This window comes from Streptomyces sp. NPDC025784 (assembly GCF_055558435.1).
In genome coordinates this window covers 214649-236408 of sequence record NZ_JBVHMN010000012.1, presented here as the reverse complement: position 1 = coordinate 236408, position 21760 = coordinate 214649, and the positions used below count along the sequence as shown (strand labels likewise).

18 protein-coding genes are annotated in these 21760 nt (G+C 72.0%); 11 read left to right on the top strand and 7 right to left on the bottom strand.

The features are described 5' to 3' along the window. The first annotated feature begins 53 nt into the window (after positions 1 to 53). On the top strand, positions 54 to 527 hold the full coding sequence (gene aroQ, locus ACZ4IF_RS26810; protein ID WP_345655438.1) for a type II 3-dehydroquinate dehydratase: 474 nt from the start codon (positions 54 to 56) through the stop codon (positions 525 to 527). 367 nt (positions 528 to 894) lie between these two features. On the opposite strand, the gene ACZ4IF_RS26805 is transcribed toward aroQ, so the two are convergent. Next, on the bottom strand, positions 895 to 1551 hold the full coding sequence (locus ACZ4IF_RS26805; protein ID WP_467567164.1) for an MBL fold metallo-hydrolase: 657 nt from the start codon (positions 1549 to 1551) through the stop codon (positions 895 to 897). A 9-nt stretch (positions 1552 to 1560) separates the two neighbouring features. Then, positions 1561 to 2250 (bottom strand): maleylpyruvate isomerase family mycothiol-dependent enzyme, encoded by a 690-nt coding sequence (locus ACZ4IF_RS26800; protein WP_467567161.1) that lies wholly within the window; start codon positions 2248 to 2250, stop codon positions 1561 to 1563. 223 nt (positions 2251 to 2473) lie between these two features. On the opposite strand from ACZ4IF_RS26800, the gene uvrA reads away from it, so the two are divergent. Further along, on the top strand, positions 2474 to 5512 hold the full coding sequence (gene uvrA / locus ACZ4IF_RS26795) for an excinuclease ABC subunit UvrA (protein ID WP_467567158.1): 3039 nt from the start codon (positions 2474 to 2476) through the stop codon (positions 5510 to 5512). Positions 5513 to 5704: 192 nt separating this feature from the next. Here the strand turns inward: uvrA and ACZ4IF_RS26790 are convergent, their stop codons facing one another. After that, positions 5705 to 6271, bottom strand: a complete 567-nt coding sequence (locus tag ACZ4IF_RS26790) for a YceI family protein (RefSeq protein WP_467567155.1) — start codon at positions 6269 to 6271, stop codon at positions 5705 to 5707. Between the two features lie 100 nt (positions 6272 to 6371). Between ACZ4IF_RS26790 and ACZ4IF_RS26785 the strand changes: the two genes are divergently transcribed. After that, positions 6372 to 7226, top strand: a complete 855-nt coding sequence (locus tag ACZ4IF_RS26785) for a helix-turn-helix domain-containing protein (protein ID WP_467567152.1) — start codon at positions 6372 to 6374, stop codon at positions 7224 to 7226. 9 nt (positions 7227 to 7235) lie between these two features. Here the strand turns inward: ACZ4IF_RS26785 and ACZ4IF_RS26780 are convergent, their stop codons facing one another. Both ACZ4IF_RS26780 and ACZ4IF_RS26775 read right to left on the bottom strand, forming a co-directional pair. Continuing rightward, the gene (locus ACZ4IF_RS26780; RefSeq protein ID WP_467567150.1) at positions 7236 to 8147 is read right to left on the bottom strand and encodes a carbohydrate kinase family protein; all 912 of its coding nucleotides are present in this window, start codon (positions 8145 to 8147) and stop codon (positions 7236 to 7238) included. After that, positions 8144 to 9202 (bottom strand): LacI family DNA-binding transcriptional regulator, encoded by a 1059-nt coding sequence (locus tag ACZ4IF_RS26775; protein ID WP_467567146.1) that lies wholly within the window; start codon positions 9200 to 9202, stop codon positions 8144 to 8146. The genes ACZ4IF_RS26780 and ACZ4IF_RS26775 overlap by 4 nt, the downstream gene beginning before the upstream one ends. A gap of 327 nt (positions 9203 to 9529) precedes the next feature. Here ACZ4IF_RS26775 and ACZ4IF_RS26770 point away from each other — a divergent pair, with 327 nt between their 5' ends. Then, positions 9530 to 9955: a Rieske (2Fe-2S) protein gene (locus ACZ4IF_RS26770; RefSeq protein WP_359500549.1), complete on the top strand. Its 426-nt coding sequence runs from the start codon at positions 9530 to 9532 to the stop codon at positions 9953 to 9955. An 18-nt stretch (positions 9956 to 9973) separates the two neighbouring features. Here ACZ4IF_RS26770 and ACZ4IF_RS26765 read toward each other — a convergent pair whose 3' ends face one another. Continuing rightward, on the bottom strand, positions 9974 to 10921 hold the full coding sequence (locus ACZ4IF_RS26765) for a hypothetical protein (protein ID WP_467567142.1): 948 nt from the start codon (positions 10919 to 10921) through the stop codon (positions 9974 to 9976). Between the two features lie 236 nt (positions 10922 to 11157). Between ACZ4IF_RS26765 and ACZ4IF_RS26760 the strand changes: the two genes are divergently transcribed. Then, a complete protein-coding gene (locus tag ACZ4IF_RS26760) occupies positions 11158 to 11304 on the top strand; it encodes a hypothetical protein (RefSeq protein ID WP_467567139.1) in 147 nt (48 codons plus the stop codon). A 256-nt stretch (positions 11305 to 11560) separates the two neighbouring features. On the opposite strand, the gene ACZ4IF_RS26755 is transcribed toward ACZ4IF_RS26760, so the two are convergent. After that, a complete protein-coding gene (locus tag ACZ4IF_RS26755; RefSeq protein ID WP_467567136.1) occupies positions 11561 to 11917 on the bottom strand; it encodes a response regulator in 357 nt (118 codons plus the stop codon). A 448-nt stretch (positions 11918 to 12365) separates the two neighbouring features. On the opposite strand from ACZ4IF_RS26755, the gene ACZ4IF_RS26750 reads away from it, so the two are divergent. The 6 genes from ACZ4IF_RS26750 to whiA all read left to right on the top strand — a co-directional run bounded on the left by ACZ4IF_RS26750 (position 12366) and on the right by whiA (position 21691). Beyond that, positions 12366 to 15209 (top strand): PAS domain S-box protein, encoded by a 2844-nt coding sequence (locus ACZ4IF_RS26750; protein ID WP_467567133.1) that lies wholly within the window; start codon positions 12366 to 12368, stop codon positions 15207 to 15209. Between the two features lie 499 nt (positions 15210 to 15708). Further along, positions 15709 to 16380 (top strand): response regulator transcription factor, encoded by a 672-nt coding sequence (locus tag ACZ4IF_RS26745; RefSeq protein WP_359500557.1) that lies wholly within the window; start codon positions 15709 to 15711, stop codon positions 16378 to 16380. A 148-nt stretch (positions 16381 to 16528) separates the two neighbouring features. After that, positions 16529 to 18574: an excinuclease ABC subunit UvrC gene (gene uvrC, locus ACZ4IF_RS26740; RefSeq protein WP_359500559.1), complete on the top strand. Its 2046-nt coding sequence runs from the start codon at positions 16529 to 16531 to the stop codon at positions 18572 to 18574. After that, positions 18571 to 19644, top strand: a complete 1074-nt coding sequence (rapZ, locus tag ACZ4IF_RS26735) for an RNase adapter RapZ (RefSeq protein WP_467567129.1) — start codon at positions 18571 to 18573, stop codon at positions 19642 to 19644. The genes uvrC and rapZ overlap by 4 nt, the downstream gene beginning before the upstream one ends. Then, positions 19641 to 20711: a gluconeogenesis factor YvcK family protein gene (locus ACZ4IF_RS26730; RefSeq protein WP_359500563.1), complete on the top strand. Its 1071-nt coding sequence runs from the start codon at positions 19641 to 19643 to the stop codon at positions 20709 to 20711. Before rapZ ends, ACZ4IF_RS26730 begins: the two co-directional genes overlap by 4 nt. After that, the gene (gene whiA, locus ACZ4IF_RS26725; protein ID WP_010987695.1) at positions 20702 to 21691 is read left to right on the top strand and encodes a DNA-binding protein WhiA; all 990 of its coding nucleotides are present in this window, start codon (positions 20702 to 20704) and stop codon (positions 21689 to 21691) included. The genes ACZ4IF_RS26730 and whiA overlap by 10 nt, the downstream gene beginning before the upstream one ends. Positions 21692 to 21760 lie beyond the last annotated feature (69 nt).

Here is a 21760-nt window from a genome sequence, read left to right as displayed (position 1 = left end):
GGTCCGAGCAGCGGTCCTGGACGGGCCGTGAACCTGGAAGGACCGGAGGAACCGTGCCCCGCACCCTCGCCAACGCCCCGATCATGATCCTCAACGGACCCAACCTGAACCTCCTCGGGCAGCGCCAGCCGGAGATCTACGGGTCCGACACGCTCGCGGACGTGGAAGCACTGTGCGCGAAGGCGGCAGCCGTGCACGGCGGCACGGTGGACTTCCGGCAGTCCAACCACGAGGGCGAGTTGGTCGACTGGATCCACGAGGCCCGCCTCCACCATGCCGGGATCGTCATCAACCCTGCTGCCTACTCGCACACTTCCGTGGCGATCCTGGATGCGCTCAACACCTGTGACGGTCTTCCGGTGGTGGAGGTCCACATCTCCAACATCCACCAGCGCGAACAGTTCCGGCACCACTCGTACGTCTCGCTCCGCGCCGACGGGGTCATCGCCGGCTGTGGTGTGCAGGGATACGCCTTCGCGGTGGAGCGGGTGGCGGCGCTGGCCGGGACGGGGAAGGCGGACGCCTGACCCAGGAGCGGGCATTGGGGGCGGGGCACGCCGTGGACGTGGGGCGCGCACGAACCCGCGTACGGTCACCCGAGTGTGCCGGGGCCGCCGGCCGAGGGCGGGGATCGAAGGCCGGCGGCCCGTTCCGCGCCGGAGCCGTCATCCTGCGCGGGGCTGGCTCCAGTGGACTGCACCAGTGACAGCGCCGGGAGCGCGCGCGTGACACCGGCGCGTGCGCTCGGTTCACACGGGGCGCGTGTTCAGGACGCGCGCCCCGTGCGTGGAGAGCACCGACCTGCGGGTGGCCCAACGGCTCGGCAGGCTCGGCGGCATCGAACCCGAGATCCCGTCTGCAGGCTTCGGGTCGCGCAACGGCCCGGCGGGTGACTCACCAGCCGCGCGCGTGCCACTCCGGCAGGTGGGGCCGCTCCGCGCCCAGCGTCGTGTCGTTGCCGTGACCGGGGTAGACCCAGGTCTCGTCCGGCAGCGCGTCGAAGATCTTGGTCTCGACGTCGTGGATGAGACTCGCGAACGCCTTCGGATCCTTGCGCGTGTTGCCCACACCGCCCGGGAAGAGGCAGTCGCCCGTGAACACATGGGGGTGGCCGTGCGGGTCGTCGTAGACGAGCGCGATCGAGCCCGGTGTGTGTCCCACCAGGTGGCGCGCGGTCAGCTCGACATGTCCCACCCGGATCGTGTCGCCGTCGTCGACGGGGACGTCGGTCGGCACCGGGATGCCGTCGGCGTCCTCCCGGCCCGCGTAGGTGCGCGCACCCGTGGCCGCCACGACCTCGGCCAGTGCCTGCCAGTGGTCGCCGTGCTGGTGGGTGGTGACGACGGACGCGATACCGTCGTCACCGATCAGGCCGATCAGCGCCGAGGCGTCGCTCGCCGCGTCGATCAGGAGTTGCTCGTCGGTGGCCCGGCAGCGCAGCAGATAGGCGTTGTTGTCCATCGGGCCGACCGCGATCTTGGAGATCATCAGGTCCCGCAGCTCATGCACATCGGCAGGGCCGCCGACCTTCACCGCTCCGCTGTACGTCATGGCGGCAGCCTATAGCGGGGGGAGGGTGGGAAGCGCGTCGCCGCCGACGGTCAGCCCGGCGCCGTCACGGCGTCCCGCCAGCCAGCCGAGCAGAGCGGGCGCCGCACCGGTCACGGTGATATCGGGCTCGCCCCGCGAGGCGCGTCCCGTGCTCCACGCGCGCGTGCCGTCGGTGAGGCGGGTGGCCGGCACCTCGGGGTGGCCGCGGAAGCGGTCGGTGAGGAACTCGATCTCCCGTGTCACGAAATCCTCGGGGAGGTCTTCGAGCTCGTAGCCGATCCCCAGGTCCACGTGGTGCAGCTCGACCTCGATCCACCGCCGGAACGGAACCCGGGCCGCCGAGTCGGTGACGCCGTTGCGCAGCTCCACCGTGCGGGACCAGTCCGCGGGAACGGCCCCCGCGTCCTGGAAGCGGGCCGCGCTCGCCCGCACGTCGGCGAGCTGCGCGTCCACGGGCCGCGGCGCGTCCCGTGCGATGTCCGCGTCGCGCGCGTCGCCGGAGACGTACATGGGGCGTCCTTCGAGGACGTTCACCAGAGCGTCCGCGTTGCGGGCGAGGTGGGCGAGCACGTGGCCGCGGCTCCAGCCGGGCAGCCGTGACGGCTCGGCCGCGGAAGCGTTGTCCAGTTTGGCGGCTGCGGTGAGCAGTCGCTCCGTCGCGTCACGTACAGACGCCAGGTCGCGCACATGATCAATCATGAGGTCGACCCTAGTCCCGCCACTCCTTCGGGTGAAGGTGGTCGATCGCCCCCTCGAATCGAATGTGCGTGCTATAAGCTCGGGTGCGGCGTCGGGCATGCTGGAGGGCCCGGGATTGTTGTGAACCAGCGAATACCGACCGGCGCTGTCAGTGGCTCCCCCTAGTCTGAGAAAGACGGGGCCGCGGCCCCTGTCACTTCTCTCAAGAAAGGTGCGGACCGGCGTGGCCGACCGTCTCATCGTCCGTGGAGCGCGCGAGCACAACCTGAAGAATGTCTCGCTCGACCTCCCGCGCGACTCGCTCATCGTCTTCACGGGCCTGTCGGGGTCGGGCAAGTCCTCCCTCGCCTTCGACACGATCTTCGCCGAGGGCCAGCGCCGCTATGTCGAGTCGCTCTCGTCGTACGCCCGGCAGTTCCTCGGTCAGATGGACAAGCCGGACGTCGACTTCATCGAGGGCCTCTCCCCGGCGGTCTCGATCGACCAGAAGTCGACCTCGCGCAACCCGCGCTCGACGGTCGGCACGATCACCGAGGTCTACGACTACCTGCGTCTGCTGTTCGCCCGCATCGGCAAGCCGCACTGTCCCGAGTGCGGTCGCCCCATCGCGCGTCAGTCGCCGCAGGCCATCGTCGACAAGGTCCTGGAGCTGCCGGAGGGGAGCCGCTTCCAGGTCCTGTCGCCGCTGGTGCGCGAGCGCAAGGGAGAGTTCGTCGACCTCTTCGCCGATCTCCAGACCAAGGGGTACAGCCGTGCCCGGGTCGACGGCGAGACGATCCAGCTCACCGAGCCGCCCACGCTGAAGAAGCAGGAGAAGCACACCATCGAGGTGGTCGTCGACCGTCTCACGGTGAAGGACTCCGCCAAGCGCCGCCTCACCGACTCCGTCGAGACGGCCCTCGGTCTGTCCGGCGGCATGGTCGTGCTGGACTTCGTCGACCTCCCCGAGGACGACCCCGACCGCGAGCGCATGTACTCGGAGCACCTGTACTGCCCGTACGACGACCTGTCCTTCGAGGAGCTGGAGCCCCGCTCCTTCTCCTTCAACTCGCCCTTCGGCGCCTGCCCCGAGTGCACCGGCATCGGTACGCGCATGGAGGTCGACCCCGAGCTGATCGTCCCGGACGAGGAGAAGTCCCTCGACGAGGGCGCCATCCACCCCTGGTCGCACGGACACACCAAGGACTACTTCGGGCGCCTCGTCGGAGCCCTCGCGGACGCCCTGGGCTTCCGCACCGACATCCCGTTCGCGGGCCTCCCGCAGCGCGCCAAGAAGGCCCTGCTCCACGGGCACAAGACGCAGATCGAGGTCCGCTACCGCAACCGGTACGGACGCGAGCGGGTCTACACCACACCCTTCGAAGGGGCCGTCCCCTTCGTGAAGCGGCGGCACAGCGAGGCCGAGAGCGACGCGAGCCGCGAGCGCTTCGAGGGCTACATGCGCGAGGTGCCGTGCCCCACCTGTGAGGGCACGCGCCTGAAGCCGCTCGTCCTCGCGGTCACCGTGATGGACAAGTCGATCGCGGAGGTCTCCGCGATGTCCATCAGCGACTGCGCGGACTTCCTCGGCGAGCTGAAGCTGAACGCCCGCGACAAGAAGATCGCCGAACGCGTCCTGAAGGAAGTCAACGAACGGCTGCGCTTCCTGGTCGACGTGGGCCTCGACTACCTGTCGCTGAACCGCGCGGCGGGCACCCTCTCCGGCGGCGAGGCGCAGCGCATCAGGCTGGCCACACAGATCGGCTCCGGACTCGTCGGCGTCCTCTACGTCCTCGACGAGCCCTCCATCGGTCTGCACCAGCGGGACAACCACCGGCTGATCGAGACGCTGGTCCGGCTCCGCGACATGGGCAACACGCTCATCGTCGTCGAGCACGACGAGGACACCATCAAGGTCGCCGACTGGGTCGTCGACATCGGCCCCGGCGCGGGCGAGCACGGCGGCAAGGTCGTGCACAGCGGCCCCTTGAAGGAGCTCCTCGCCAACGCCGAGTCCATGACCGGCCAGTACCTGTCGCGCAAGAAGGAGATCGCGACCCCGGACATCCGCCGCCCCACCGACCCGAGCCGCAGGCTCACGGTGCACGGCGCCCGGGAGAACAACCTCCAGGACATCGACGTGTCCTTCCCGCTGGGCGTCCTCACGGCCGTCACCGGCGTCTCGGGCTCCGGCAAGTCCACCCTGGTCAACGACATCCTCTACACGCACCTGGCCCGCGAGCTCAACGGCGCGAGGAACGTCCCCGGGCGGCACACACGCGTGGACGGCGACGATCTCGTCGACAAGGTCGTGCACGTCGACCAGTCGCCCATCGGCCGTACGCCCCGGTCCAACCCGGCGACGTACACCGGCGTCTTCGACCACGTCCGCAAGCTGTTCGCCGAGACGACCGAGGCGAAGGTCCGCGGCTACCTGCCCGGCCGCTTCTCCTTCAACGTCAAGGGCGGCCGCTGCGAGAACTGCTCCGGCGACGGCACCATCAAGATCGAGATGAACTTCCTGCCCGACGTGTACGTCCCGTGCGAGGTCTGCCACGGTGCGCGCTACAACCGGGAGACCCTGGAGGTCCACTACAAGGGCAAGTCGATCTCCGAGGTGCTCGACATGCCGATCGAGGAAGCCCTCGACTTCTTCGAGGCGGTCCCGGCGATCGCCCGCCACCTCAGGACACTGAACGACGTCGGTCTCGGCTACGTCCGGCTCGGCCAGTCCGCGCCCACGCTGTCCGGTGGTGAGGCGCAGCGCGTCAAGCTCGCCAGTGAGCTCCAGAAGCGCTCCACGGGCCGCACGGTGTACGTGCTCGACGAGCCGACCACCGGTCTGCACTTCGAGGACATCAGCAAGCTCATCTCCGTGCTGTCCGGCCTGGTGGACAAGGGCAACACGGTCATCGTCATCGAGCACAACCTCGACGTCATCAAGACCGCGGACTGGGTCGTCGACATGGGCCCCGAGGGAGGCAACGGCGGTGGCCTCGTGATCGCCGAGGGCACCCCCGAGCAGGTCGCCGGAGTCCCGGCCAGCCACACCGGCAAGTTCCTGCGGGAGATCCTCGGCGCCGACCGGATCAGCGACGCCGCTCCCGTGAAGGCCGTGCGCAGGACCGCGGCCAAGACGGTGGCGGCCAAGGCCACGACGAAGAAGACGGCCACGAAGGCGGTCAACAACACGGCCACCAAGAAGGCGGCCGCGGCGACGAAGAAGACGGCCGCCAAGAAGGCGACGCCCGCGAAGAAGACCACGCGGGCCCGCCAGGCCTGACCGGCTGACACCGGTCGACGGCCCCGGCCGGCGGCCTCGGCCCCGGCCGGTCGCCGGCGGTGGGAAGAGCTTCCCGCCGCCGGCGCGAAGGCCGGCCGCCCGCAGACACGACGCCCGGCGGCCGAGTCCGACAAAGCCCCCGAAATACGGCGCCCCACGGGAACTCCCCGTGGGGCGCCGTCCGTTGAACAGTCAGCCGCCCTGTCCCTGCGGCTCGACGAACTGCATGTCCAACTGCACCTTGACAACATCACCGAGGAAACCGGTCCCGAAGTCCAGACCGAAGTCACTGCGCCGGATCTCACCCGTCGCCTCGAACCCGGCATGCCTGCGCTGGTCGGCGGGGGAGTCCACCACCCCACCGAACTCGACGGCGAGCGTCACCGGCCGGGTCACGCCCCCGATGGTCAAGTCCCCTTCCATCGACCACTCCTCGCCCTCACCGAAGACCCGCGTCGAGGCGAAGGACATCGTCGGCCGCTTCTCGACGTCGAGCAGGTCGGCCGACCGGGTGTGCGCGTCCCGGTCCGGGTTGCCGGTGTCGATGGAGGCCAGGGCGATCTCGGCGCCCACCTTGACGGCGTCGGCCGTCTCACCGACGTGGAGCGAGGCCTGCACGTCGGCGAATCGTCCGCGCACCTTGGCGATCCCGAGGTGGCGGATGGTGAAGTTGACCGCCGAGTGCAGTGGATCGAGCTCCCAGTCGCCGGCGGACAGCGGCAGCGAAGCGTGTGTGGCAGGGGAGTTGTCGTAAGTCATGGCTCCACCGTGCGCGGCCGGAGGAAAAGGAGGGAGGCCGGGCGGATGGTGGTAGTGACAGGGCCACGATCCGAGGCCACGCGCGCGGTACGTTCGACGGGTGAGCGACAACGAACTGGGCACCTTCCTGCGCACACGACGTGAAGCGATCACACCCGCCCGGGCGGGGCTGCCGGCCGGCCCCCGCCGCCGCACGCCGGGACTGCGCCGCGCCGAGCTGGCCACGCTCGCCGGAATCAGCGTCGAGTACCTCATCCGTCTCGAACAGGGCCGCGACCGCAACCCCTCGCCCCAGGTCCTGGGCGCCCTCTCCGACGCCCTGCAACTGCCCGTGACGGAACGGATCCTGCTGCGCCGGCTCGCCAAGGAATCCGGTCACGACGCCATCCTCTGTTCGGCGGCCGCGGCGCCCACCCACGCGGTGCGCCCCTCCGTCCGGGCCATGCTGGAGCGGCTGGAACCCACACCGGCCGTTCTCCTGAACTGGATCGGCGACATCCTGGCGTACACCAGCGGCTATCGCCGCCTCACCGGGCCGCTGGGGTTGCTCGACGGCCGGCAGCCGAACATCCTCCGGTACGTGTTCACCGACGAGCGGGCCCACACCGCTTTCACCGACTGGGACCAGGTCGCCGACACACAGGTCGCGCACCTGCGGCACGAGGCGCCCCTCCAGGACCCCCATGTCGCCGCCCTGGCCGACGAACTGACCGTCACGGCGGGAGCCCGCTTCGCCGACCGGCTCGCCGCGGTACCGGCCATGCCCCGCCGGGCCGGGATCGACCTCGTCACCCACCCCGAGGTCGGACCCCTGCGGCTCTCGTACGAGACGCTCGCGCTGCCGGACGACGGTCACCGCATGGTCGTGCACCTGCCCGCGGACGAGGCCACGGCCGCCGCGCTCGACCGGCTCGACGGGCGGCAGCCGGGCGCTCTGCGGGCGGTCGGCGGCTGAGCGTGTCCGTCACAGGCCGCCGAGCTCGGAGGCGTACGGCGGTTCGGCCCCCGCCCGCGAGCATGTGATCGCCGCGGCGCGGGCCGCGAAGCGCAGCAGCCGGGTCCAGTCGTCGGGGCCCAGTTCCGTCAGCGCGGCCGGGGACAGGGCGTCGCGGGCGGCCAGACCGTGCAGCAGCGCCGCGTTCACCGTGTCGCCCGCGCCGATGGTGTCCACGACCTCGACCGGTTCGCCGGGCACGGAGAGTTCCTGGCCGTCGCGGGTGAACACGGTCAGCCCGTCGCCGCCGCGGGTGATCACCACGGCACCGGGGCCGGACGCCAGCCACTCGCGCGGGGTCCCGCCGAGCCACTCGGCGTCCTCCTGCGAGAGCTTGAGGAGCGACACGGACGGCAGCCAGCTCTTGAACCGGGCCCGGTAGGCGTCAGGGTCGGGGATGAGTACGGCCCTGATGTTCGGGTCGAGCGCGGTGAACACTCCGCGCGCGGCGGCGGCCCGCATCAACTCCTCGTACGCGGTCGCGCCCGGCTCCAGGACCAGCGAGCACGTACCGAAGGACACCGCCTTCGTGGTGTCGGGGAGCCCGTCGGCCGCCGAGAAGAGGCGGTCCGCCGTGCCTTCGACGTAGAAGGAGAATCCCGCCGAGCCGTCCGGGCCGATCGTCGCGACGGCGAGCGTCGTCGGCTCCGCGCCGCGCTGCACGAGGGAGACGTCGACGTCCGCCTCGCGCAGCCCGCCCAGCAGGGCCTCACCGAAGGCGTCGTCCGAGACGCGGGAGCAGAAGGCGGTGGGGGAGCCGAGGCGGCCGAGGGCCACCGCCGTGTTGTACGGACCGCCGCCGAGGCGCGGCAGCAGGCCCACGAGGGCGCCCGCGCCCTGCGGTACCAGATCGATCAGGGCCTCACCGGCGACGACGATCACGACTCGGGTCCTTTCCTGTGGTGCTCGGGCTCGGGGGAGTTGTCGGGGCAGCCGCACGAGGTGCGGTGGACGAAGGAGGACGGCAGCCGGAGGGTGCGGCCCGCCCGCTCGGGGGACGCCAGCCGGTCCAGCAGCAGGCGTACGGCCTGGGCGCCGATCTCCTTGCTGGGCTGGGAGATCGCGGTCAGCCGCGGGGCGAACAGGTCGGCCCACGCGAAGTCGTCGAAGCAGCACAACGCCAGGTCGTCCGGCACGGACAGATGCAGGCCGCGCAGGGCTCGCAGAGCGCCGATGGTCATCGCGTTGTTGGCGGTGACGAGCGCGGTGGGCGGTGCCGGGAGTGACAGCAGGCCGCGGGTGGCCTCCTCGGCGGCGTCCGCCTGGGAGTTGCCGTGCGCCACGAGCCGTTCGTCGTGGGGGAGCCCGGCCTGTGCGAGGCCGTGCCGGTAGCCGGTGATCCGCTCGGTCGTGGTGCTGAGCCCGGGAAGGCCCGCGACCAGGGCGATGCGCCGGTGCCCCCGCTCGGCGAGGTGGGTGACCAGGTGCGCCATGGGCTCGGTGTTCTCCGTGCACACCTGGTCGAAGCGGAACGGGCAGCCGGCGGGGGAGTCGACGAGTCGGTCCAGGAACACGGTGGGCACCTCGTGCTGCGCGAGGTGACGCAGCAGCCCCTCCGGCTCCGCCGAGGGCGCGATGATCATGCCGTCGACACGTCGTTCGTGCAGCAGCTGGACGACCTTGCGCTCATGCTCCGGGTCGTCGTGCGGATCGGCGATGAGCAGGCTGTAGCCGTGCTGGAGGGCGCCGGCCTCTACGCCCTGGAGGATCTCCGTGAAGTACGGGTTGCTGATCGCCGACACAGCGAGCCCGATGGACCGCGTACGGGAGGTCACCAGCGAACGGGCCAGGGTGTTGGGTGTGTACCCGAGCTCGTCGATGGCGTCGAGGACGGCCTGGCGCGTCGCTGGCAGCACGGGGCGCGTGGCGTTGAGCACGTGCGAGACGGTGGCGATGGACACGCCGGCGCGCCGAGCCACATCGACCATCGTCGCCATGGCGTTCCCTCCGCCGCTAGCCGGTTCCTAGCCGGGGAACGTATCTCATCCGCGGCGACACGTAAACGCTTACGCATGGATGTGCGTAAGCGTTTACGCGCGGGTGTCCGTGTCGGCGCTCGCCGCGGCTCCGGCTCCGACCTGCCCCGGCTCGGGCGGAATGACCGGTACCGGTATCGTCGACGAACGACGCATCGCGTCCGTCGAGGCGGCCGGAACGGCCCGAAGCGTGCCCCGGCGCGCTCGCGCGCCGAAGGCAAGGACGCACAGGGCTCGCTCCATGCGGCCCGATGCCCTTCGAGAACGCCCTCGACCAGTGGAGATGCCATGCCTGGCCGTCCGTCCCCGAGCCGCCGCACCGTGTTGCGGGGAGTCGCGACAGCCCCGGTCGCCGGGTTCGCCCTGACCGCATGCTCCGGCGGCACGGGCGGCACGGCCCCCGCGACACCGACCGCGCCGGTCGAGCTGGGCGCGGAGAGCGAGATCGCCAAGGGCGGCGCCAAGCTGTACCGGGATCACAACGTCGTCGTCAGCCGTGCCGAGGACGGTTCGCTGAAGGCATTCAGCACGATCTGCACCCACGCCGGGTGCCCCATCAACAAGCTGGAGGGCACGACGCTGACGTGCCCGTGCCACGGCAGCGAGTTCGACGCCGCGACGGGCGAGGTGCTGCACGCGCCGGCGACCGTGCCGCTGAACGAACTGTCCGTCGAGGCCAAGGGCGGGAAGATCGTCGCGGGTCCGGACGCCTGAGCGGGCGCCCGGCCCCGGTCACTCCCAGTCCCAGCCGATCCCCACGATCCCCGACCGCACACGCGGCTCGACCAGATGCACCGAACGGTGGTGGCCGCTCAGCGTCAGCTCCTGGCGGCCGCTGCGCGGAGCGGCCGCCGAGTGCTGCGTGAAGCGGTGGCAGCGCACGGGCAGGGCGTCCTCGGCGAACCTCACCTGGAGCGCGTACTGCCCGCCCGCGAAGCCGAACCCGCGGACGTACTCGGTGGACGCGCCGGCCGTGCCGTCGTCGAAGCCGTAGCGGAAGAGGAACGTGTCGCCGGTGCGCAGGCGTGTGTCGAAGAGCAGCTCGGCCACGAGCAATCCGGTGTCGTGGTGCCGGCGCACCCGCCCCGTACGGCAGTTCTCCAGTGCCCGCACCGACATGCGCTCGGGCACGCAGCCCGGATCGCCGTGGTGGATCGCGACATAGCGGTCCACGCCGTCCCTGTGGGCCCGCACTATGTGGTGCGATTCGCGGCCGAGCAGTTCGCGGTGCGCGCCGATGTGTACGCGTTCGTGGTGGCCGATCGTGTGCAGTCCGCCGTCGAGCGGTGACTCCAGCTCGGCCAGCAGCTGCTCCTGGACGCTGGAGGCCGCCACCAGGGAGCGGTAGGTGCGGCCCGCGGGGCGTTCCGGGTCGGACCGTTCGTCGGCCTCGGCGAGCAGCCGGATCAGCGACTCGTCCGGAAGCCGCAGGATCTCCTCCAGGGCGCGTACGGCCCGCAGGGACTCGGGGCGTTGCGGGCGCCGGGCGCCCTGCTGCCAGTAACTGAGGCTCGTCACCCCCACCTTGACCCCGTACCGGGACAAGTGGTGCTGCACGCGCTGGAGGGGGAGGCCGCGGGCGGTGATGGCGGCGCGGAGCGCGACGTGGAAAGGGCCGCCCCGCAGGGCCGTCTCCAGTTCCGCCGCGGCGGTGTCCGCCTGCTGTGTGCCGTGCCGCATGCAGGGGCCTTTCTGTGAATGTTCACAACGGCTGGTCAGGCCGTTCGTGTGGGGCGCAAGGGTCGCCAGGTCGGCGCATGGGAGCCCGTTCACACGCAAGTGCAGCCGTTCACGCCCCGAGTTCCCCCGCATTGAAGCGTGTTGACCAAGCCGCGACAACACCTGATGCTCAACATGCTCCACCGCGGCGTCCGGAGCGCTCCTCCACTCCTCACCCCCCACCCGGGAGCATCGCGATGCGCCACAGCGTGCTGTGCGTGCTTGCCGCGCGCGCGGAACACACCGACCCGGCGGTCGTCGTCGCGTCCGTCATCGCGGGCGCCGGCGCGTTCGTCGCCCTCGTCCTGAGCGCCGTGCGGGCCGTGCGTCGAAGACGCCGCTGATCTCCGGTGTCCCGGCCGCGCCTACCGCAGGCGCGGCGGCCCCTCCGCCGACCGCGCGGAGACTGCGGTCGCACGCACGCCGTCCCCGCCGGTCCGGGTGGCTTCGTTCGGATCAGGTCGGGTCCGCGACGCCCGGCACGGCACCTCGCCGCGTTGTCGGACCACCCGGTACGCCCGGTACGCGGGTGGTCCTCCGCCTTGCGAGGCACCGCACCGGACGCCGCGGCCCGATCCGAGCCGATCCGAACGAAACCCCTTAGTCCTCGCGCCCCACCAACTCCCTCACCGCCCGCGCCGAAAGCGCCGACTTGTGCAGGAAGCCGCGGGCCGCGCTGGCCACGACGAGTTCCTGGAAGTCCTCCAGGGCGTGCGTCGAGATGAGGATGACGGAGGGCACGGTGACGGCGAGCCTGCCCGCCACCTCGAAGCCGTTCTCCCCGTCGAGGTCGATGTCGACCAGCGCGACGTCCGGAACCAGTTCACCGGCGCGCGCGACGGCCTCCGCTCCTGTGGAGGCGGTACCGACGACCTGCATCCCGCCACGTTCCAGCAGGGCGCACGCGGCCTCCAGGAAGTGAGCGCTGTCGTCGACGAGGAGACAGCGCATGGACATGCGGACAGCTTCCCAACAGCCGGGCCCGCTCGCCTTCCGGCTACCCGGAAAGTGCTGAAGTCCTGTGCCGGAAAAGCCGATTCGTGTTCACGCAAAGCGTCCGGCGGGTCACGCGCGGTAGCATGTCTGTGCCCTGGAGTGGCCCGGTCCCGTCGGCCGGATGGGGGTGCTCGATGACGTCACTCCGAAGCGACAACCACGGGATCGCGCCCGCCGTCGCGCGGCGAAGCGCCCGCGACACGGCACTTCCGGCCGGTGAGGTCCCCGCCGCCGCCCACCTGGCCGGTGGGTCATGAGAGCGGGACCCCGGTACCGGACACGCGAGGCCCGCAGCCGGTACCGGGCGTGCGAGAGAGCCCGCACCCGGCAGGGGCTGCGCGAGACGGCCCGCACGCGGCACCGGACGCGCGAGTCCGGGACCGGGCCGCCGCTGCTCGCACGAGTGAGGGTGGGCACCAGGCTGACGCTGCTCGTCCTGCTGCCGGTCGCCGGGCTGCTCGCCTGCACAGCCGTCCCGGCCCTGGCCCGATGGCACGAGACACGCACTCTGGAGCAGTACCGGGCCGCGACGCAGGTGTCCTACGCGACGGCAGGGCTCTACGAGGCGGTCGCCCGGGAGCGTCTCGCTGAGGTCCTCGCCCGGATGGTCCCGGACCGGGCCGGCCTGTCCGCCGAACGGACAGCCGCCAGGAACGCCACCGACCGCGCCCTCGCCGCCGCACAGGACGCCGCCGCACAGGACGGCGTGGCGCGGCGCGTGGGCCGGCCCGACGTGCTCCGCGTCCTCGACTCCGTGCACGGTCGACTACGAACCGCCCGGCTGGAGCCGGGCGACGGGGCCGGTGCGCCGCTGCGCGCCGAGCGGCGGTACGCGGCCGTGGCGACGCGTCTGCTCGACACCGTCGGCCGCCTCGTCTCCGGCCGGCCCACAGGGGCCTCGCATCGATCCGGCGACGCCTGGACGGCCCTCTTGGGCGCCGTCGAGGCCGCCGAGCGCGAACGCGCCCGACTCGCCGTCCTGCTCGCCGAGCGGAGCCCGGAGCCGTACACCGGCCTCGCCGACGGCTGGCCCGCCCTGGAGGCGGATCGGCTCGACGCCTTCCGCCAGGCGGCCTCGGCGCCGCTGCGCGAGCGCCTCTCGGCGGCGCTGGAACAGCCCGCGGGGCTCACCGTGCGCGCCTTCCGGGAGGCGCTCGTGGCCGCCGCCGAATCCGGCGCACAACTCCCTTCCTCGGGCAGTTGGCCGACGGCCTCGGCCGACCGGCTCACCGCCCTGCGACGGGTCGCCCACGCCGCGGCGGCCGAGTTCGCCGACGACATCGACCACGGCGTGGCCGACGCCCGGGAGAGGAGTGAGCGCGAACTCGCCCTCCTCGCGGGGGTTCTCTGCGCCGTCCTCGTCCTCACCTCGGCACTGCGCCGTTCCGTCGTGCGGCCGTTGACCGAGGTGTCCCTGGGCGCCCGGGCCCTGGCCGACGGAGACCTCTCGTACGAGGTCCACCACCGGGGGCACGACGAGACCGGTGTCGTCGCCGACAGCCTGCGCGAACTCCACCTCACCAGCACGCGGCTCACCGCGGAGATCCGCGCCATGAGCACCGCGATCCACGACAACCGCCTCGGCCACCGCGCGGACGTCGCGGCCTTCCGCGGGACCTGGGCCCGGCTGCTGGACGACATGAACGCCACCATGGCGGCCTTCGCCGCCGGGCACGGCAGACGCCGCAGGGCCGAACGGGAACTGGCGAGCGTCTTCGACCTCTCCCTCGACCTGCTGTGCATCTGCGGGACCGACGGCCGCTTCAAGCGCGTCAACCCGGCCTTCGAGCGGACGCTGGGCCATGGCGCCGCGACGCTCTCCGGCACGTCCTGGACGGACCTCGCCCACCCTGAGGACCGGGCACGCACGCGTGCCGCCCTCGACCGGCTGGCCGACGGCGTCGCGCTCGCCGAGTTCGAGAACCGCTGCGTGCGCGACGACGGCACCGAGGTCTGGCTGCAGTGGAGCGCCCGCCCGGTGACCGGCGAGGGCCTCGTCTACGCGGCCGCCCGCGATGTCACCCGGACCCGCCGCGCCGACCGCGAGCAGGCCGCGCTGCGCCGCGTCGCCACCCTGGTCGCGCGTGGTGATCCGCCCCGCGAGGTGTTCTCCGCGGTCGCGCGCGAGGTGGGACTCCTCCTGGGCACCGTCACCGTCGCCGTCCTGAGGTACGGGGCCGACGGCGCCGCCACGGTGCTCGGCTCGGCACCGGGGGCGGTGCCCGCACCGGGCTCGACAGCCGGGGTGGTCCCCGCGTCCGGCCCGGCATCCGGGACGGGCCCTGCGCCCGGCCCGCCCCCGGCCGACGGTGCGGCCGGCGCGCGCGGCGCGGGCGAGGAGGCGGCGCGCGTCGTGGCCTCGACCCGCGGGGCGGCCCGCGCGGGACGCTCGGTCGGTGCGCCGATCGTCGTCGACGACCGTCTGTGGGGTGCCGTCGTCGCGGCCCCGACGGGCCCGGAACCCCTGCCCCCGGGGACCGAGCACCGCCTTGCGGACTTCACCGAGCTCGTCGCCACCGCGATCGCCAACGCCGACAGCAGGGACCAACTCACGGCATCACGCGCGCGCGTGATGGCCGCCGCGGACGCCTCCCGGCGGCGGATCGAGCGCGACCTGCACGACGGCGTGCAGCAGCGACTGGTCACGCTGCGGCTGGGAGTGCGGATGGCCGAGTCCCTGACGGACGGCCAGCCCGCGGGGCTCGCCGAACAGTTGGCGCACCTCGGCAAGGGCCTGGACGACGCCTTCGAGGACCTTTTGCGGATCTCGCGGGGCATCCACCCGGCGATCCTCTCGCAGGGCGGCCTGGGTCCCGCGCTGCGTGCCCTGGCCCGCCGCTCCGCCGTCCCGGTGGAGCTGGACCTGCGGCTGCCCGCCGCCCGTCTCCCGGAACGGATCGAGGTCGCCGTCTACTACGTGACCTCCGAGTGCCTCACCAATGCCGTCAAGCACGCGCACGCCACGGTCGTACAGGTCGAGGCCCGCACGTACGACGACGTCCTGACGGTGTCCATCCGCGACGACGGCACAGGCGGAGCCGAACCGGGCGGTGGCTCGGGGCTGATCGGGCTGATCGACCGCGTCGAGGCGATCGGCGGCAGACTCGCGGTAGGCAGCCCGAGGGGGAGCGGCACCACCGTGACCGTCCGGCTGCCGCTGCGGGACCCGCGGCCCGGGCACCCGGAGCTCCCGGCGACCACGGACACCGCATGGAGCACCCCCGCCGCGGAGCCGGGAAAGAGCCCCGGATAGCCGGGCGGTCGGACCCACTCCACGCGCACCTGCCGACCCGCGGCAGGGAGGCGTGCCGGCGAGGGGGCGCGGACGTACCGACCAGGGGCCGCTGACGTGGCGGCGTCGGACGCGGACGTGCCGCCGGGTGCCGCCGGCCCAGCGGCTCACGACACGGGCGTACCGGCCCACGACGCTCACCCACCGCCCGCACGACAGGCGCGTACGCGTGGGCGTACGGGCGGACACGGACCGACCACCGTCATCCCTCGGTCCGTGTCCGCCGCGTATCTCCCGCAGCCCTTCGGCCGTGCCTGGCCGCCCCTCGCCCGGAGCGGCCGGCCCCTGCGTCGGCACTGCTACGAGCATCGCCCCGGAAGACCCCCCTGTCGTCATGGGCAGCCCCCAAATCCCCTTCCCGCTAGCCGTAACACCGTGGGTTCGGGACGCTGTCGGGAACGCACCGCAGCAGCCCGTCGGACCCGCGGTCCGGCCTGGGACGGGCAAGGGGGCCGTGACCATGGACGCAGTACAGCAGCCCGCGCGGGGACGGGTCGTGCTCGCCGACGACGACGTCCTGCTCAGGGAGGGCCTGGCGAGCCTGTGCGAGCGGGCCGGTTACGAGGTGGCCGGTCAGGCGGGTGACGCCGCACGGCTCCTGGAGCTGGTGGACGACCGGCGGCCCGACCTGGCGATCGTCGACATAAGGATGCCCCCGGACCACTCGACCGAGGGACTCAAGGCCGCCCGCACGATCCGTGAGCGCCACCCGGCCACCGGCATCCTGGTCCTGTCGGCGTACGTCGAGGTCGAGGACGCCCTGGAGCTCCTGGCCGGCGGGCACAAGGTCGGCTATCTCCTCAAGAGCCGGATCACCGTTGTGGAGGAGTTCACCGAATCGCTCGACCGGATCCACAAGGGCGGCTCCGTCGTCGACCCCTCGCTGGTCCAGGAGCTCTTCTCGGCGCGACGGCGCGACGATCCGCTGTCGTTGCTCAGCGCCCGGGAACGCGAAGTCCTGGCACTGATGGCCGAGGGCCGCTCGAACGCCGGGATCGGCCGTCGGCTGTGGGTCACCGAGGGCACGGTCGAGAAGCACGTCCGCAGCATCCTGGGCAAGCTGCGGCTTCAGGAGGACACCGACGACCACCGCCGGGTCCTCGCGGTGCTGACGTTCCTGGAGTCCCGCTGACGGGGTGGCCGTGTCGGTCGTCGCCACCCCGCGGTCGCGGGCCGGTGACACGGCTCCGCGGGAGCGTCCGCGCCGCCCCGGGAGTTCCGTCCACAGGCGGGGCCGGGAGCCCGCCGCGCTGTCGGTCCCCGCCAGTAGGGTGTGTGACATGGCCGACCCCTCCAGCTACCGCCCCAAGCCGGGACAGATCCCGGACTCGCCCGGGGTGTACAAATTCCGCGACGAGCACCGCCGGGTGATCTACGTCGGAAAGGCGAAGAGCCTGCGCCAGCGCCTGGCGAACTACTTCCAGGACCTGGCCAACCTCCACCCCCGCACCCGCACCATGGTCACGACGGCCGCGTCGGTGGAGTGGACGGTGGTGTCCACGGAGGTCGAGGCGCTTCAGCTGGAGTACAGCTGGATCAAGGAGTTCGACCCCCGGTTCAACGTCAAGTACCGCGACGACAAGAGCTATCCGTACCTCGCGGTCACGATGAACGAGGAGTTCCCCCGCGTACAGGTGATGCGCGGCCAGAAGAAGAAGGGCGTACGCTACTTCGGCCCCTACGGCCACGCGTGGGCGATCCGCGACACCGTGGACCTGCTGCTGCGCGTCTTCCCCGTCCGCACCTGCTCCGCGGGCGTCTTCAAGAACGCGGCCCGCACCGGCCGTCCCTGCCTCCTCGGCTACATCGGCAAGTGCTCCGCCCCGTGCGTGGGACGTGTCCCCGCCGAGGAGCACCGCGAACTGGCCGAGGAGTTCTGCGACTTCATGGCAGGCCGTACGGGGACGTACATCCGCCGCCTGGAGAAGCAGATGACCGACGCGGCCGAGGAGATGGAGTACGAGCGGGCGGCCCGCCTCCGCGACGACATCGAGGCCCTGAAGAAGGCCATGGAGAAGAGCGCGGTCGTGCTCGCCGACGCGACCGACGCCGATCTGATCGCCGTCGCCGAGGACGAGCTCGAAGCCGCCGTGCAGATCTTCCACGTACGCGGCGGGCGGGTGCGCGGCCAGCGCGGCTGGGTCACGGACAAGGTGGAGGCCGTCACCACCGGTGACCTGGTCGAGCACGCGCTCCAGCAGCTCTACGGCGAGGAGAAGGGCGACTCCGTCCCCAAGGAGGTGCTCGTCCCGGCGCTGCCCGCCCCCGTGGAGCCGGTCCAGGAATGGCTCACCGAGCGCCGCGGCTCGAACGTCTCGCTGCGCATCCCGCAGCGCGGAGACAAGAAGGCGCTGATGGAGACCGTCCAGCGCAATGCGCTCCAGTCGCTCGCCCTGCACAAGACCAAGCGCGCGTCCGACCTGACCACCCGCTCGCGTGCCCTGGAGGAGATCGCCGAGGCCCTCGACCTCGACAGCGCGCCGCTGCGGATCGAGTGCTACGACATCTCCCACCTGCAGGGCGACGACGTGGTGGCCTCGATGGTCGTCTTCGAGGACGGGCTCCAGCGCAAGAGCGAGTACCGCCGCTTCCAGATCAAGGGCTTCGAGGGACAGGACGACGTCCGCTCGATGCACGAGGTGATCACCCGCCGCTTCCGGCGCTATCTCGCGGAGAAGGAGAAGACCGGGGAGTGGGCCGACGGCGAGGGCGCGCTCACCGAGGAGGACGGCCGTCCCAAGCGGTTCGCCTACCCGCCCCAGCTCGTCGTGGTCGACGGCGGACAGCCGCAGGTCGCGGCGGCGAAGAAGGCCCTCGACGAGCTCGGCATCGACGACATCGCGGTGTGCGGACTGGCCAAGCGTCTGGAGGAGGTCTGGCTGCCCGAGGAGGACGACCCGGTCGTCCTGCCGCGCACCAGTGAGGGCCTCTACCTGCTCCAGCGCGTCCGTGACGAGGCCCATCGCTTCGCGATCACCTACCAGCGCACCAAGCGGGCCAAGCGCTTCCGGTCCAGCCCCCTGGACGACGTGCCGGGCCTGGGCGAGACGCGCAAACAGGCGCTGATCAAGCACTTCGGTTCTGTCAAAAAGCTGCGATCCGCGACAATCGACCAGATCTGCGAGGTTCCCGGCATAGGCCGCAAGACGGCGGAGACCATCGCCGTGGCACTCGCCCAGGCGGCCCCGGCCGCGCCCGCCGTGAACACGGCGACTGGAGAGATCATGGGAGACGAGGAAGACGGGGCGCCCGAATCGACGGCGGGCTCCCCGGAGGAGCCCGTGACCGCGGGCGCCTCTGACGAGCGACGGGGGCAGGAGACATGACCGAGCACGAAGCGCGCGAAGAGCAACAGCAGCCGCAGGGTCCAGGGGCCCGTGCCGCACATGAAGCGCCCGCACACGAAGCGCCGCACGCGGCGCCCGCGGACGAGGCACACAGGAAAGCAAGCGAGGATCACCTGGCGGGCGAAGCACCCCAGGAAGACGGAGCACAAGTGGGTACGGGCATCGAGACGGCCGGGGTCCCCGAGGCGGCCATCCCCGAGCTGGTGATCATCTCCGGCATGTCCGGAGCCGGCCGCTCGACGGCGGCCAAGTGTCTGGAGGACCTCGGCTGGTTCGTCGTCGACAACCTGCCGCCCGCCCTGATCCCCACCATGGTGGAGCTCGGCGCCCGGTCCCAGGGCAATGTGGCGCGGATCGCGGTCGTCGTCGACGTACGCGGCCGCCGCTTCTTCGACAACCTCCGCGAATCCCTCGCCGACCTGGAGTCGAAACACGTCACCCGGCGGATCGTGTTCCTGGAGTCCTCCGACGAGGCCCTGGTGCGCCGCTTCGAGTCGGTGCGTCGCCCGCACCCCCTCCAGGGCGACGGCCGCATCGTCGACGGCATCGACGCGGAGCGCGAGCTGCTGCGCGAGCTGCGCGGGGACGCCGACCTGGTGATCGACACCTCCAGCCTGAACGTGCACGAGCTGCGCGCCAAGATGGACGCCCAGTTCGCGGGCGAGGAGGAGCCCGAGCTGCGGGCCACCGTCATGTCCTTCGGCTTCAAGTACGGCCTGCCGGTCGACGCCGACCTGGTGGTGGACATGCGCTTCCTGCCCAACCCGCACTGGGTGCCGGAGCTGCGCCCCTTCACCGGCCTGAACGAAGAGGTCGCGGCCTACGTCTTCAACCAGCCCGGCGCCAAGGAGTTCCTCGACCGCTACGCCGAGCTGCTCCAGCTCATCGCCGCCGGGTATCGCCGCGAGGGCAAGCGGTATGTGACGATCGCGGTCGGCTGTACCGGCGGCAAGCACCGCTCGGTCGCCACCTCCGAGAAGCTCGCCGCGCGACTCGCCTCCCAGGGTGTGGAGACCGTCGTCGTGCACCGTGACATGGGACGCGAATGACAGGACGTGCCGCACTGCGGCTGAGCAGGCTGCGGCGGACCACCCCGGAGGGACGGGGTGGTGCGCCCGCCGAGGCGCGCGGCGGGCGCCCGCGCCGTCGGGGCACCCAGCCCAAGGTCGTCGCCCTCGGCGGCGGCATGGGCCTGTCCGCCTCGCTCGCCGCGCTGCGCCGGATCACCGGCGACCTCACCGCCGTCGTCACCGTGGCCGACGACGGAGGCTCCAGCGGGCGCCTGCGCGACGAGCTGGGCGTCCTGCCGCCCGGCGACCTGCGCAAGGCCCTGGCCGCGCTGTGCGGCGACGACGACTGGGGCCAGACCTGGGCGCGGGTCATCCAGCACCGCTTCCAGTCCAAGGGCGACCTGCACGAACACGCCGTCGGCAATCTGCTGATCGTCGCCCTCTGGGAGCAGCTCGGCGACCACGTCCAGGCACTGGACCTGGTCGGCAGACTCCTGGGCGCGCAGGGCAGGGTGCTGCCCATGTCCGCCGTCCCCCTGCAACTGCAGGCCCTGGTCAAGGGCCACGACCCGGACCGGCCCGACGACGTCGACACGGTACGGGGCCAGGCCACGGTGGCGCTCACGCCCGGCGAGGTGCAGTCCGTGCACGTCGTGCCCGCCGACCCGCCGGCCGTCCCCGAGGCGGTGGCGGCGGTCCTGGACGCGGACTGGGTGGTCCTCGGCCCGGGCTCCTGGTTCTCCTCGGTCATCCCGCATCTGCTGGTCCCTGAGCTGCTGGACGCGCTCACGCAGACCAAGGCCCGCCGGGTACTCTCCCTGAACCTCGCCCCGCAGCCCGGAGAAACCGAAGGCTTCTCCCCGCAGCGTCATTTGGAGGTTTTGGGGCGACACGCCCCTAAACTCGCCCTGGACGTGGTGCTGGCCGACGAGGCCGCCGTGCCCGACCGCGACTCACTCACCGACGCCGCCAAGGGGTTCGGCGCCGCGGTCGAGCTGGCGCCGGTGGCCCGGACCGACGGATCTCCGCGGCACGACCCGGAGCTGTTGGCAGCCGCGTACGACCGTATTTTTCGGATGCATGGAAGGATCGGCCCATGGCGATGACGGCAGCGGTGAAGGACGAGATCTCCCGGCTTCCCGTCACGCGGACCTGCTGCAGAAAGGCGGAGGTCTCCGCCATTCTGCGGTTCGCCGGCGGCCTCCACCTGGTGAGCGGCCGCATCGTGATCGAGGCGGAGCTGGACACGGCGATGGCGGCTCGCCGCCTGAAGCGGGACATCCTGGAGATCTTCGGCCACAGCTCCGAGCTGATCGTGATGGCGCCCGGCGGATTGCGCCGCGGCTCCCGCTACGTCGTGCGCGTCGTCGCGGGCGGCGACCAGCTGGCCCGCCAGACGGGTCTGGTGGACGGTCGCGGCCGCCCGATCCGAGGACTGCCCCCACAGGTGGTCTCGGGGGCCACCTGTGACGCGGAGGCGGCCTGGCGCGGCGCGTTCCTCGCACACGGCTCGCTCACCGAGCCGGGCCGGTCCTCCTCCCTGGAGGTGACCTGCCCCGGTCCGGAGGCCGCGCTCGCGCTGGTCGGCGCCGCCCGCCGGCTCTCCATCGCGGCGAAGGCCCGCGAGGTGCGCGGTGTGGACCGCGTGGTCGTCCGGGACGGTGACGCGATCGGCGCGCTGCTCACCCGGCTGGGTGCCCATGAGTCGGTGCTGGCCTGGGAGGAGCGGCGGATGCGCCGCGAGGTCCGTGCCACCGCGAACCGCCTCGCCAACTTCGACGACGCCAACCTGCGTCGCTCGGCCCGTGCCGCCGTCGCCGCCGGGGCCCGCGTGCAGCGTGCCCTGGAGATCCTCGCCGACGAGGTGCCGGAGCACCTCGCCGCCGCCGGCCGGCTGCGCATGGAGCACAAGCAGGCATCCCTGGAGGAGCTGGGGGCGCTCGCCGACCCGCCGCTGACCAAGGACGCCGTCGCGGGCCGTATCCGCCGTCTGCTGGCGATGGCCGACAAGCGGGCCCAGGACCTCGGCATCCCCGGGACGGAGTCGAACCTCACCGAGGAGATGGCGGACAACCTCGCCGGCTGACCCCGGGCGGCCCACGATCCCCGGAGCCCGGAGGTCCCGTCTCGTCCCGGTCGTCAATACGCCGGTGCC